The organism is Endozoicomonas sp. (assembly GCF_051008435.1).
In the GTDB taxonomy this organism is placed as follows: domain Bacteria; phylum Pseudomonadota; class Gammaproteobacteria; order Pseudomonadales; family Endozoicomonadaceae; genus Endozoicomonas_A.
In genome coordinates this window covers 1-11,313 of the sequence record NZ_JBPCXO010000014.1, presented here as the reverse complement: position 1 = coordinate 11,313, position 11,313 = coordinate 1, and the positions used below count along the sequence as shown (strand labels likewise).

Sequence of the window (11,313 nt, the reverse complement as noted above, 5' to 3'; positions counted from 1 at the left end):
GACTTATGCTTTCGAGCATAAATTTCAGTAGAACGAGTCGACAGTCTTGAGCGTTCTAGACAGCTTCGATGGATTCGTGAGAATAGTTGACCTATTTAATCGAATAATTGGGCCGTTCTTTCTGGAATTTAGGCCGAAATAGTCTTAAGTCCGACAGGCTCCTAGGTTAACCTCTACAGGGCAGACTGATAGAATCCGTATCCCGCCATGTTGGCAAAACGGTTTTAATATCTGTTCAGGAGCCTGACCGAAATATTGGTCTCGATCAGGCTCCTGCTAGAGGGCGCTGTGAATATGACCCAAACCATTGGACTGGTGCTGGCAGGTGGCCAGTCTTCCCGCATGGGGCAGGACAAGGCTCACCTGGTCTGGCAGAACATTCCTCTGTTTCAACACATGCAAAATTTACTGCATGAGTCCGGTGTGGATGAGGTACTGCTCAGTGGTGCCCAGTTCGGCAGCAAAGCTCTGGTGGATAAAATTCCTGGCAAGGGGCCTCTCAGCGGTATTCATGCTGCTATTGAGTCTCTTCCCGATGGCGTGAATCTTTTAGTGGTACCGGTGGATATGCCTTTATTGCCACCAGAAGCCTGCAAAAAACTGGTATCATCCACTGCCGAGAAGGGCAGTGCGGTTATGTTTGAAACCTTTTCCCTGCCCCTGATCCTGCCTGTAAACAGCCAGCTGCGAGCTGCAGTCAATAATGCGCTGAGCAGTCAGGATCATAAAGACTATTCTCTCAGGCGGCTGTTTGATCGTCTGCATGGTGTGGCTATACCGCTTCCTGATGAGATGGAAGTGCGGTTCCAAAACACCAATACCCCTGATGAATGGCGTCGCGCCCAGACAGTCTTGAACGGAGAAAGCATGAACGGAGAAAGCATGAACGGAGAAAGCATGAACGGAGAAAGCATGAACGGAGAAAGCATGAACGGAGAAAGCATGAACGGAGAAAGCATGAACGGAGAAAGCATGAGCGGGGAAAGCATTAGCAACAAAAAACGGTATCAACGGAGACATGATGGCTCATAAACAAGTAACTGAATTTGTACCCCTGAATGTTGCGGTACTGACTGTTTCTGATACCCGTACCGAGGAAACAGATACTTCAGGCCACCTGCTGGTGGACAACCTGACGGCCACCGGCCATAAACTGGCTGACAAAGCGATTGTCAAAGACGACATCTACAAAATACGTGAAGTGGTATCCCGCTGGATCGCCTCGGAAAATGTTCAGGCGGTTCTGGTCACCGGTGGCACCGGCTTTTCTGGCCGTGACAGTACTCCGGAAGCGTTACTCCCTATTTTTGATAAGGAAGTAGACGGCTATGGTGAACTGTTTCGCCAGCTCTCCTACGAGCAGATTGGCACCTCTACCATTCAGTCCAGAACCGTAGCCGGTTTTGCTAATGGCACCGTGATTTTTGTCATGCCTGGCTCCAACAACGCCTGTAAAACAGCCTGGGAAGGTATTATCAAAGAGCAGCTGGACAGTCGTCACCGTCCCTGCAACTTTGTCGAACAGCTCAAGAGTGCCGAACAGCTCAAGAGTGCCGAACAGCTCAAGAAAGTTGAGCAATTGAAAAAGGTTGAAGGCTGATGTCGCTGACGCATACCAACGACGAAGGCAAGGCCAGTATGGTGGATGTGGGTGATAAAGATGCCACCCGCCGTGAAGCCAGGGCAGAAGGTTTCGTGGTTATGAAGCCGGAAACACTGGCTCTGGTGGCTGACAATGGTCTGAAGAAAGGGGATGTGCTGGCTGTTGCCCGCATTGCTGGTATTCAGGCCGCCAAACAGTGCGGAAATCTGATTCCACTGTGTCACCCGCTGATGCTCAACTTTATTGGTGTAGAGTTTGAACTTGAGCCTGAGCAAAACCGTATCCGCATTGAGACCTGCTGTCGCTTAAGTGGTAAAACCGGTGTTGAGATGGAGGCACTGGCGGCTGCTTCCGTAGCTGCTTTGACGATTTACGACATGTGCAAGGCAGTAGACAAAGATATGTGCATCGAAGGTGTGCGGGTGCTTGAGAAAAGTGGTGGCAAGAGTGGTCACTACAGACCTTAATGATGCCAGTGGCAACAGTTAAAAAGTTGCCACTGACATACAGGCTCCTAGCTGGTGGGGTGAAGCTGACGGATTAACAGTTCCAGTTGCTCAAAACGTTCAGAGAACTTATTGTCCATCTGATCCATACGCTCGGTGAACTTATTGTCCATCTGATCCATACGCTCGGTGAATCGGGTATCCATCTCATCAAAGCGTTTGTCTGTTCTCATAAAGCCAGCATGAGTGGCAGCCGTCAATGCAATGACGTGATCTTTAACCGATTCAACATCGTTCTTGACATCAGCAATGTCGTTTATGACGTCTGCTACATCAAGCTTTAGCCCAGTTACATCACTCTGATTGGTTAGGGATATATTTTTGATTTCTGCACAGACCTTTGCGAGGCTATGCACGTCAGAGTCAAGGTTTTTATGTTGTACTTCCAGTTTGTCGAGTCTGGCTTCAATGGACGACATGAAAACAGCCTTACTGTTGTGAAAACATTATTGAGTTGAGCCTTCAAAATAGCAGACTTTTCCAGAGGAGAGTGAACCCATTGATTAAAGTGCTTTTTTTTGCCAGCTACCGGGAGAAGCTGGGCATCGATACATTGGAACTTGCAACGGTTCCCACTAACCTTTCTGCTCTTCGTGAGTTACTCAGCGAGAAAGGGCTAGACTGGCAGGAGGTGGTGAATGACTCCCGCACGCTGGTGGCGCTGAATCAGAGCATGACCCGTAAGGATTTTGAAATCAAAGAAGGCGATGAAGTTGCTTTCTTTCCACCTGTAACGGGTGGCTGAACATGATCTCTATTCAACAGGATGATTTTGATCCGGGTTTTGAACAGGATCAGCTTGGCAGCAACACCGGAACGGGTGCACTGGTGACTTTTACCGGACTGGTGAGAGATGAAAACCTGGGGGATGATGTCGGAGGACTGTACCTTGAACATTATCCAGGTATGACCGAGAAGGCCCTGCAGGAAATTATTGATGAAGCGGCAAAGCGTTGGCCATTACAAGCGATCAAGGTGATTCACAGGGTAGGGCAGCTGCACCCCGGTGACAGAATTGTATTTGTTGGGGTGGCCAGTGCGCACCGCAAAGCCGCCTTTGAAATCTGTGAGTTTGTCATGGACTATCTGAAAACCTGTGCTCCTTTCTGGAAAAAAGAAACCACCCCCGAAGGTGATCGCTGGGTGGATGCCCGGGAGTCCGATGAAGAAGCCGCAAAGCGTTGGGGGCAGGAATCATTGTGAAGTACGGAATGGGTATTCTGGCACTGTTGCTGAGTTTAAGTGCAACAGCCGCTGATCTTCGTGTGGCGGTGTCTGCCAACTTTAAACCGGTGCTGGAACATTTGGCCGGTCAGTTCTATGAGCAGAGCGGTCATAAAGTGAGTATTTCTTCGGCGTCTACCGGAGTGCTGTATAACCAGATTATGCACGGCGCTCCGTTTGATCTGTTCTTCTCTGCAGATCAGGTCCGACCACTGGAGCTGGAAAACAATGGAAAAGCTCTGGCAGACAGTCGTAAAACTTACGCTTTTGGGCGTTTAGTGCTCTGGGATCGGAATACTGAGCGTAAGCATCCATTCACCATGAAACAGCTTGGGGAATGGCTTGGGGAATGGCTTGGGGAATGGAAAGGTAAGTTGGCTATTGCTAACCCTAAAACTGCGCCTTACGGACTTGCTGCAGAACAGTCTCTGGAAAAACTGGGACTCTGGAAAAGTTACCAGGGGCGTTTAGTGCAAGGGGCCAATATCCAGCAGGCATGGCAATTTGTGGCCAGTGGTAATGTTAAGGTGGGGCTGGTGGCTTTGTCCCAGCTTTCTGGTGATGAACTCAAGCGAATAACCTATGTTCCAGACACCTTCTATGACCCGATTCGCCAGGATATGGTGATACTGAAAAACTCACTCAATAGAAAAGAAGCTCAGGCGTTTTCTGCATTTGTACTTTCAACGTCCTCCCAGAAATACATTGCCGCCCATGGTTACTTTCCTGCCGCTTCGGATAAGGCTGAATAATGCTGACCACAGCCATCTGGCTGACGATAAAACTGGCCTTGATGACAACGCTTCTGTTGATGTTGCTGGGGATTCCTCTGGCCTGGAAACTGGCCAATATGAGAAGTCGATGCCGGCCGTTGATAGAAGCTTTTGTCGGTTTACCTCTGGTGCTCCCGCCAACGGTTCTGGGTTTTTATCTGCTGATTGCGTTCTCTCCGGAAAATACTCTGGGGCAATGGTGGGTCGATTTAACGGGCTCAACGCTGGCATTCAGCTTTTCAGGGCTTGTGGTAGCTTCTGTACTGTATTCGTTGCCATTTGTCGTGCAACCTCTGCAAAGAGCCTTTGAGCAGTTAGATCATGGTTTACTGGAAGCCGCCTCCATGCTCGGCGCCAGCCGCCTGGACCGGTTTATGAATATTGTGTTGCCTAATTCACTCAGGGCGCTCCTGTTGGCCGCTTGTATGGGCTTTGCTCATACTGTGGGCGAGTTTGGTGTTGTGCTAATGATTGGTGGCAACATTCCGGGCGAAACCCAAGTGTTGTCCATTGCATTATACGATGCAGTAGAAACCCAACAATTTGATCAGGCTCATGGGATGGCTGCGGGCTTATTGGTGTTTGCTCTTCTGATGCTGGTCACTTTGTACAGCATTGATAAACAGCCATGAGCTTTATGAACAGCCATGAGCTTTATGAACAGACACAGGGTATCTGGAGTGAGTAACCATTGATGCTGGAGCTGGATATTCAACTACCCCGAGATCAATTTGATCTTTCCTTAAATACTTCGCTGGAACTGGATGCTGTCTGGGGCATCATGGGGGCTTCGGGTTGTGGTAAAACCTCTTTACTGAGAACCATTGCCGGTCTTGAAAAACAGGTGCAAGGTCGTATTCAATTTAATGATCAAGTCTGGATGGACAGTGAACAGGGAGTATTTGTTCCTCCGGAACAACGGGGCATTGGTTACATCTTTCAGGAAGCTCGCTTATTTCCTCACCTCAGTGTCCTGGGCAATCTCCAGTTTTCTATCAAGCGCTCAAGTTCAGATCGTCAGGCACTAAAGTTTAATGAAGTCGTGGATCAGTTGGGTATTGATCATTTATTAAATCGCGGGATTGAAAAACTCTCCGGTGGGGAAAAGCAGCGTGTAGCCATCGCTCGTACTTTATTAAATGCTCCACAACTGTTGTTAATGGATGAACCGCTGGCTTCTCTGGACTGGGATTCCAAAGCGGCGATCTTGCCTTGTTTAAGAAACATTCATCGAGACTTCGAGATTCCGGTCATCATGGTCAGTCATTCAAGGGAAGAAGTCGCCCGCCTGACGGACCAGGTGTTGTTACTGCATCAGGGCGTTGTGACAGGCAAAGATCGTAGTCAGGCATTACTGAATAATGCTCTCGCTGTAGACGATCAACACGAGCCGTTGTTATCCATGCTGGAAGCGGACGTTGTTGGTCACGACAAGGATTATGGATTAACGGTACTGGAAGCAGAGGGGCATCAGCTGCAAGTTCATCAAACAAAATTGAAGCTGGGGGCAAAAGTACGAATGATTATCCCCGCTCATGAAGTAAGCATTGTGCTGGCTGATTTTTGCGACACCAGTGTATTAAACCGCTTACCGGTGGTCATTGATTCCATTCAAACACGGGACGACTGGCATCAGTTAATTACACTCAGTGCTGGCGAACAGAAGTTAATGGCCATGGTGACACGTAAGTCGGTTGATCGTTTGCAACTGAAGATAGGGATGAACGCTTTTGCTCACTTTAAGGCTTCCGGGTTGGAAGTGGTTTGATTTTATGAGTTAAGAGTTTGCAGAGTGCAGTTGGCATAATGTAGTTGGCATAATGTAGTTGTTTTCTTCGTTTTTTGCACTTTATGCTCTTCTAATGTCATGGAACCAATACCTCAAGACCTGGAATTTTTATGAAATCCTGACGGTTCGATGTAAGTACAGGGTACCCAAAAGTAATTGCAGTGGATGCAATTAAAAGGTCGTGAGCCCCGGGTGATGCCTGTTTTCTGGGTTTCAGGTAATGTCCATGTAAATGAGCATAAGTTCGGGCAACACGTGAATCAAAACCTATAATTTCCATTCTGGCCAGCAGACTTTCTACGTAAGCTTCTCTTTTGATTCTCTGTGTGGGGGTTTTAGCAAGGTGAACGCCCACTAGCAGTTCAGAAACGCTGATAGCCGCCAGGTAAGTTCTTCCGAATGCTCGGTATTGAGTCAGAGCGTCATGTGAGAGACGGTTGTTCTCAATATCGATAAAAACATTGGTATCTACAATCAGTCCCATGGTGAATCCGGGAGTGAATTGTTAGAACGAGCCGTTTTTACATCCTCTGCAAAGCTTGCTGAATCATTCCCCAGACTTGGCATCGTCGAGAGGTGTTCTACCAGTTCATCAACAGTAAGACCCGGTTTAGGAGGAGGAGAGAGAGTGGCAGCAGGTCTTCCGCCTCGGGTAATGAGCAGGCTTTGTCCTGAAGCTTTGACAGAATCTATGGTGTCAGAAAGGTTTCTGGCCAACTCTGTAGCTGTAATGTTCCCAGTTATGGAAGACATGTCGAAATACCATTTTGAGTATTACTCTGTCCAAAATAGTTTAATTACATACTTTACGCAAATTATGTAAAGTTATTATTCAATAGTGAAAGCGGCAGGCAGCGATAATTAATTGTGCTTCGGATACCTGGTAGACCAGGCGGTTTTCATCATCGATTCTTCGTGACCAGAAGCCCTTCCAGTTGCCTTTGAGAGGTTCAGGCTTACCAGTACCTGTAAAGGGCTCCCTTAAGCACTCTGTGATTAGTTTGTTAATTCTTTTGAGTGTTTTTTTGTCCTGATTTTGCCAGTAAAGGTAATCATTCCACGCATTATGTGACCAGCACAAGGTACGAGCTTTACTCATCCAACAACCCTTTTTTTATGATCTGGCCAGCTCGAATTTGTTCAATGGACTCATTGAGGCGACGGGCATTGTTGGGCGATGACAACAAATGCAGAGTCTCCATGATGCTGTTATAGCTTTCCAGTGACATGATGACCGCATCTTCACCATCACGGCGATGAATGATGGTATGCCTGGCGTCTTCAACGACCTGATCGAGGACTGATTTGAGATTGTTTCTGGCTTCGGAGTATGAAACAACATTCATGGTTTGTGTCTTCCTGATTAAACTGTCCAAGTAATTGTACAACAATAGATTGAAACGGGATATTTGCCACAGTTTTCGATTTTTGGGAGTATGACTTTTTACTATGAAAATGCCGCTTCTTCGGGCTTTGTAGCCATTTTTATGTTTTGGAGTGAGCGGCACTTCCCGCTCATGGCTGTTTAAAAGTCATACTCCCAAGGTTATTTTGTCGCCATTGTTCAATTGTGGTTTGAATCTATCTGTAAGTTAACATCCATGCTTTTGTGAAGAATTCTGACGATTGAAATGCTATCGTGCAGTTGAATCCTGTAATATATGATATGGCTGCCTTGGGGGAATTTCTTGTAACCTTCCCGTACGTCATCACATGGACTGCCAGAGTCAGGATGTTCTGCCAGTGTATGGAAGGTTTCATCCAGTTGCTGCAGTTACAGGTTTCGTTGAGATTTCCCCCAGTGTTTGGATGTGTAACGAGCGATGCTCAACATGTCGCTCTTGGCTTTTTTAGTCAATACAAAAGCTGGCTTCATTTTAATTTAGCTCGTTGTCCAGCTCATCAATTATTGAATCCAGATTGTAGTCTGCATTTCCACTCTCTTCGCCTTCTATCAAGAGTTGTCGGAGAGTTTCCAGTTTTGTTTCGCGGCTTTCAAGCAGTCTGAGAGCTGCTCGGATGACTTCACTGGCAGAACCATATCGGCCGCTATCAACTTGATTGGAGATAAAACCATCGAAGTGTTCTCCAAGCGTTATGCTGGTGTTTTTTGCCATGATGCCCTCTCATATACCAATATATACCTGACTATGGTATCGAAAAGTCTGGTGTCAAGTTCCTATAAAGAATCACTCAGGCATGTGTGATTGTTCTCAATTTCTAATACTAATCTTCTGCTTTGTCATCGTAGCTTAATACTTGTCGTCTAAGACTCGTATTTAAGTCGATCCTCTACCTTTCAAAGTCTTGCGAGAGTAAGTGAGATGCTTAATTTTGCTGAGTGGCTAAACGTCAGAAACCGTCCTTTCTGTCAAGCCGAAAAAGTTGACCTGAGCGCCAGAAATACCTAATAAAAAGGTTGCTTTTTTTGCTGTGAACTATATCGTACTGGGGTAAGGAATTACCCTTATCCATGTGCTGTTTCTGCTGTATGGATAAGGTTGATGTAGAGCTTTCGCACAGGGTCGCATTTAAAAAAATAGACAGAAAGTTCTAAGTACCTGACTTGTAGTTTTGCACGATTCTGGTGAGTGGATTTTTTCATTCTTCAAGGCGCAATGGCGGGCGCGTAGCTTGCTACGTAACCAGAGTTGGAACGCAGAAGGATGGAAAAAGCCGCCGTCCAGAATTTGTAAAACTCCGAGTCAGGTGCTTTTCATCAAAAGCTCTCAGCGAGCAGTCAGGAAGACATTACAGCCATGAGTGGTTATTTTTTCATCACATTCTAACAATTAAAAAATGATGGACTGGATGAAAAATATTTATGGAAGCGTCACTGTCGGGCACCGCGGGTAAACAGTGCAATCCAGGGCGACCACGAGTCGTTTTTGGCGTGTGCTTATGCCTGGCAATGACAGTTTGATCGAACAATAAAAATGTATGTCCTCAGGGGGCTAAGAATAATGAAAAAACAACAAAGTGGTTTTACGCTGATTGAATTGATGATCGTGGTGGCGATCATTGGTATTTTGGCAGCTGTGGCTTTGCCTGCTTATCAAGATTATACCAATAGGGCAAAGTTTTCTGAGGTTGTAGTTGCAACTGAAGGTGTTAAAACCCAAGTGGATCTTTGTGTTGCAGCAGGAGAAACTTTTACCACATGTACTGTTAATACTACTGGGTCTACTAATGGTCAATATGTAAGCACTGTTGGGTGGGTTTCGACTACTGGAAAGCTAACTGTGATCAGTTCTTCTGATTTTAGTGGGCAGTCATATACATATATATTGATAGCATCTGTTGTTAATGGTGCTGCGAATTGGACACTGGATACAACATCATCTTGTGTAGGCGCAGGATTGTGTAAGTAGTATTTGTATAAGGCTGGAGTGTCCAGCCTTATATTTTTTATACATGATGCTTTTAAAAAACCATTAACCTTATATGCATATTTTATTTATTCCTTTATTTTTAATATCGTTATATTCTAATACATATACTTCAGATATTTTTGTTTTTGTTTTTGTTTTTTCTACTATTCTTTGGTTAATAAAATTTGGAAGAAAAGCCTCGATTAATAGAATAGGTTTTTTTTCAGTTGCTTTCTTTTTATATGTTGCTCTAAGTCCGCTTTGGTCTGTCAATTATCAGCTTTCAATTCTTCAGTCAGCATCTCTTATATTGCCATTGTTAGTATATGGTTTTTTCGTTGGAGCTCGCAACGATATTTCTACTAATGTCTTGACTGGTTTTTTCTTTGCCATATTTATCACTTCACTAGATGGGGTATATGATTATATGAGTGGCATTGGAAGAGTTGATGGGCAGATGCTTGATGCAAATGCATATTCGGCCTCTATGTACTTAGCGAGTCTTTTAGGTTTAGTTCTTGTTAAACTAAGGTCAACTGAACGACTGTTAGTTAGTTTGATTTGGTTTGCTCAGTTATCTATTCTTATTGCATTATTTGCTACTGGATCAAGAGCTGGAGTTTCTGCTTGGGCTTTGGGTTTTTTTGGGTTTATAGTCATTGCTTTTTTTGTTGGTTTAGATTTTAAACATAATCTATATAAGTATTTCTCTATCGCCTTGTTCAGCTTTTTAGTCGTGAAAATAAGCCCTTTGATTCTTGATTATGATTTTATTGGTAGAGATTTTAGTGACTTAGGAAGTGTAGGAAGTCGTCTTCCAATATGGATGTCAGCAGTTGATATGTTTAAGGAAGAGCCTTTGTTTGGCCATGGCTTAGCCTCTTTTTCTACGCTGTATCCTACATATAGAGAAGAGTTTATTACCTTTGGTGCTTATGTCCATAATGACTTCATCCAGTTTGCACTTGAAGGTGGTTTGGTTTTATTAAGCTTTTTGTTATTAATAGTTGGCTATCACTTATGTTATCTCTATTGCGTTATTTTTGGGGAAAGTAAAGTAGATAGAAAGCTTAGACTTGAACTTGGGTTTTTGATTACCATCAATCTAGCTCTTTTGTCTCATGCATTTTTTAATTTTATTGTTTACGTTGTTCCATTATCTATTGCAATGGCTGTTATTTTTGCACGTATTCGAACAATTATTCTAATCATGAATGAAGAGGGAGGAAAAAGTAATATATCTGACTATAAAAAATCGAAGATTATTATAGTTTTTTGTGTTCTCGTATTTTTGATTAACTTTTTTTTGACAGCAATGTCAGGTTTGATATATAGAAATCCGAGAGGCTGGGATGCTTTTTATGCGCTTGCTAGGAAACCTGTTTTGATTGATGTGTATTCACTGATTCAGCCCTCTAATATTTTTGTCAATGAAGTGGCGTTGGATAATGTGTTTTTTAGAATCTCTTCATCTGATGATACTTCTAGTAAGATAAGAATGATAAAGTATGCTAAACAACAACTTGATCTCTTATTGGAGAAGCATATTTATAGTTCAAAAGTTAGGTTGATGTATGGCTCTCTAGCTTATATGGCTACCAAAGAAAAGATATATATTGAAGGTATTGAAGCACCAGAGTTTTACTTTCTTTCTGCTGTTGAACTAAATCCAGGTGACTGGGAAAGTCAGTCAGCATTAGTTAGTTTATATACAGTAGAGGGAAAGTTTGATCTGATATTTGAGGCTGAAAAAAATGTAAGAGATTGGTATAAAATTTCCTCACAAAAAGCTGTTATAGGGTATCTTGAGAAAGTATTAGGGGCTGCAGAGTTAGCTGAAGATAAGAAGTTGATAGATAGGTATAATGGTTTTTTGGCAGGTGCAAAAGCTGGTGATCAATCAGTTTTTGATATTTGATCTTTATGGCCCTTTTACAGGTTGGCTGATCATTTTTGGGCCTCCTGCCTGATTTTTAGATAGAGATAATCAAGATCATTGTAACCACATGCCTTGTATATTATCCGCTTGATGACACCATTGAAGGCT

17 protein-coding genes are annotated in these 11,313 nt (G+C 44.1%); 10 read left to right on the top strand and 7 right to left on the bottom strand.

Going from position 1 to position 11,313, the window contains the following annotated elements; translation table 11 throughout:
* Nucleotides 1-294 precede the first annotated feature (294 nt).
* Genes ACR2PX_RS00570 through moaC form a run of 3 tightly spaced genes read left to right on the top strand, consistent with a single transcriptional unit; the run spans nt 295 to nt 2,070 of the window.
* A complete protein-coding gene (locus tag ACR2PX_RS00570) occupies nt 295-1,032 on the top strand; it encodes an NTP transferase domain-containing protein (RefSeq protein ID WP_433997421.1) in 738 nt (245 codons plus the stop codon).
* On the top strand, nt 1,022-1,600 hold the full coding sequence (gene moaB, locus ACR2PX_RS00565; RefSeq protein WP_433997420.1) for a molybdenum cofactor biosynthesis protein B: 579 nt from the start codon (nt 1,022-1,024) through the stop codon (nt 1,598-1,600). Before ACR2PX_RS00570 ends, moaB begins: the two co-directional genes overlap by 11 nt.
* Nucleotides 1,600-2,070 (top strand): cyclic pyranopterin monophosphate synthase MoaC, encoded by a 471-nt coding sequence (moaC, locus tag ACR2PX_RS00560; RefSeq protein ID WP_433997419.1) that lies wholly within the window; start codon nt 1,600-1,602, stop codon nt 2,068-2,070. The genes moaB and moaC overlap by 1 nt, the downstream gene beginning before the upstream one ends.
* A gap of 47 nt (nt 2,071-2,117) precedes the next feature.
* Here the strand turns inward: moaC and ACR2PX_RS00555 are convergent, their stop codons facing one another.
* Nucleotides 2,118-2,528 (bottom strand): hypothetical protein, encoded by a 411-nt coding sequence (locus tag ACR2PX_RS00555; protein ID WP_433997418.1) that lies wholly within the window; start codon nt 2,526-2,528, stop codon nt 2,118-2,120.
* Between the two features lie 89 nt (nt 2,529-2,617).
* Between ACR2PX_RS00555 and ACR2PX_RS00550 the strand changes: the two genes are divergently transcribed.
* From ACR2PX_RS00550 to modC, 5 genes are all read left to right on the top strand, one after another.
* Nucleotides 2,618-2,854, top strand: a complete 237-nt coding sequence (locus tag ACR2PX_RS00550; protein ID WP_433997423.1) for a MoaD/ThiS family protein — start codon at nt 2,618-2,620, stop codon at nt 2,852-2,854.
* A 2-nt stretch (nt 2,855-2,856) separates the two neighbouring features.
* Complete coding sequence (gene moaE / locus ACR2PX_RS00545) at nt 2,857-3,312, top strand: molybdopterin synthase catalytic subunit MoaE (protein WP_433997417.1); 456 nt, start codon at nt 2,857-2,859, stop codon at nt 3,310-3,312.
* Nucleotides 3,309-4,085 carry a molybdate ABC transporter substrate-binding protein gene (gene modA / locus ACR2PX_RS00540; RefSeq protein WP_433997416.1) on the top strand — a complete coding sequence of 259 codons (777 nt, stop codon included), beginning with the start codon at nt 3,309-3,311 and terminating at the stop codon, nt 4,083-4,085. The genes moaE and modA overlap by 4 nt, the downstream gene beginning before the upstream one ends.
* Nucleotides 4,085-4,738 carry a molybdate ABC transporter permease subunit gene (modB, locus tag ACR2PX_RS00535; RefSeq protein WP_433997415.1) on the top strand — a complete coding sequence of 218 codons (654 nt, stop codon included), beginning with the start codon at nt 4,085-4,087 and terminating at the stop codon, nt 4,736-4,738. The genes modA and modB overlap by 1 nt, the downstream gene beginning before the upstream one ends.
* Nucleotides 4,739-4,800: 62 nt before the next feature.
* Complete coding sequence (gene modC, locus ACR2PX_RS00530; protein ID WP_433997414.1) at nt 4,801-5,874, top strand: molybdenum ABC transporter ATP-binding protein; 1,074 nt, start codon at nt 4,801-4,803, stop codon at nt 5,872-5,874.
* Between the two features lie 97 nt (nt 5,875-5,971).
* Here modC and ACR2PX_RS00525 read toward each other — a convergent pair whose 3' ends face one another.
* The 6 genes from ACR2PX_RS00525 to ACR2PX_RS00500 form a co-directional block, all read right to left on the bottom strand.
* A complete protein-coding gene (locus tag ACR2PX_RS00525; protein WP_433997413.1) occupies nt 5,972-6,379 on the bottom strand; it encodes a type II toxin-antitoxin system VapC family toxin in 408 nt (135 codons plus the stop codon).
* Nucleotides 6,370-6,648: a type II toxin-antitoxin system Phd/YefM family antitoxin gene (locus tag ACR2PX_RS00520; protein ID WP_433997412.1), complete on the bottom strand. Its 279-nt coding sequence runs from the start codon at nt 6,646-6,648 to the stop codon at nt 6,370-6,372. The genes ACR2PX_RS00525 and ACR2PX_RS00520 overlap by 10 nt, the downstream gene beginning before the upstream one ends.
* Nucleotides 6,649-6,727: 79 nt before the next feature.
* Nucleotides 6,728-6,994 (bottom strand): Txe/YoeB family addiction module toxin, encoded by a 267-nt coding sequence (locus tag ACR2PX_RS00515; RefSeq protein WP_433997411.1) that lies wholly within the window; start codon nt 6,992-6,994, stop codon nt 6,728-6,730.
* The gene (locus tag ACR2PX_RS00510; RefSeq protein ID WP_433997410.1) at nt 6,987-7,241 is read right to left on the bottom strand and encodes a type II toxin-antitoxin system Phd/YefM family antitoxin; all 255 of its coding nucleotides are present in this window, start codon (nt 7,239-7,241) and stop codon (nt 6,987-6,989) included. Before ACR2PX_RS00510 ends, ACR2PX_RS00515 begins: the two co-directional genes overlap by 8 nt.
* Before the next feature lie 218 nt (nt 7,242-7,459).
* Nucleotides 7,460-7,660, bottom strand: coding sequence for a type II toxin-antitoxin system RelE/ParE family toxin (locus ACR2PX_RS00505; RefSeq protein ID WP_433997422.1), 201 nt, complete (start codon nt 7,658-7,660; stop codon nt 7,460-7,462).
* Between the two features lie 112 nt (nt 7,661-7,772).
* The gene (locus ACR2PX_RS00500; protein ID WP_433997409.1) at nt 7,773-8,012 is read right to left on the bottom strand and encodes a type II toxin-antitoxin system ParD family antitoxin; all 240 of its coding nucleotides are present in this window, start codon (nt 8,010-8,012) and stop codon (nt 7,773-7,775) included.
* 846 nt (nt 8,013-8,858) lie between these two features.
* On the opposite strand from ACR2PX_RS00500, the gene ACR2PX_RS00495 reads away from it, so the two are divergent.
* Both ACR2PX_RS00495 and ACR2PX_RS00490 read left to right on the top strand, forming a co-directional pair.
* Nucleotides 8,859-9,266 (top strand): pilin, encoded by a 408-nt coding sequence (locus ACR2PX_RS00495; RefSeq protein WP_433997408.1) that lies wholly within the window; start codon nt 8,859-8,861, stop codon nt 9,264-9,266.
* Between the two features lie 73 nt (nt 9,267-9,339).
* A complete protein-coding gene (locus ACR2PX_RS00490; RefSeq protein WP_433997407.1) occupies nt 9,340-11,184 on the top strand; it encodes an O-antigen ligase family protein in 1,845 nt (614 codons plus the stop codon).
* Nucleotides 11,185-11,313 lie beyond the last annotated feature (129 nt).

Coding starts and splice junctions, on each gene's coding strand:
- ACR2PX_RS00570 (WP_433997421.1), top strand. CDS start 295: ATGACCCAAACCATTGGACTGGTGCTGGCAGGTGGCCAGTCTTCCCGC.
- moaB (WP_433997420.1), top strand. CDS start 1,022: ATGGCTCATAAACAAGTAACTGAATTTGTACCCCTGAATGTTGCGGTA.
- moaC (WP_433997419.1), top strand. CDS start 1,600: ATGTCGCTGACGCATACCAACGACGAAGGCAAGGCCAGTATGGTGGAT.
- ACR2PX_RS00555 (WP_433997418.1), bottom strand. CDS start 2,528: ATGTCGTCCATTGAAGCCAGACTCGACAAACTGGAAGTACAACATAAA.
- moaE (WP_433997417.1), top strand. CDS start 2,857: ATGATCTCTATTCAACAGGATGATTTTGATCCGGGTTTTGAACAGGAT.
- modB (WP_433997415.1), top strand. CDS start 4,085: ATGCTGACCACAGCCATCTGGCTGACGATAAAACTGGCCTTGATGACA.
- modC (WP_433997414.1), top strand. CDS start 4,801: ATGCTGGAGCTGGATATTCAACTACCCCGAGATCAATTTGATCTTTCC.
- ACR2PX_RS00525 (WP_433997413.1), bottom strand. CDS start 6,379: ATGGGACTGATTGTAGATACCAATGTTTTTATCGATATTGAGAACAAC.
- ACR2PX_RS00520 (WP_433997412.1), bottom strand. CDS start 6,648: ATGTCTTCCATAACTGGGAACATTACAGCTACAGAGTTGGCCAGAAAC.
- ACR2PX_RS00515 (WP_433997411.1), bottom strand. CDS start 6,994: ATGAGTAAAGCTCGTACCTTGTGCTGGTCACATAATGCGTGGAATGAT.
- ACR2PX_RS00510 (WP_433997410.1), bottom strand. CDS start 7,241: ATGAATGTTGTTTCATACTCCGAAGCCAGAAACAATCTCAAATCAGTC.
- ACR2PX_RS00500 (WP_433997409.1), bottom strand. CDS start 8,012: ATGGCAAAAAACACCAGCATAACGCTTGGAGAACACTTCGATGGTTTT.
- ACR2PX_RS00495 (WP_433997408.1), top strand. CDS start 8,859: ATGAAAAAACAACAAAGTGGTTTTACGCTGATTGAATTGATGATCGTG.
- ACR2PX_RS00490 (WP_433997407.1), top strand. CDS start 9,340: ATGCATATTTTATTTATTCCTTTATTTTTAATATCGTTATATTCTAAT.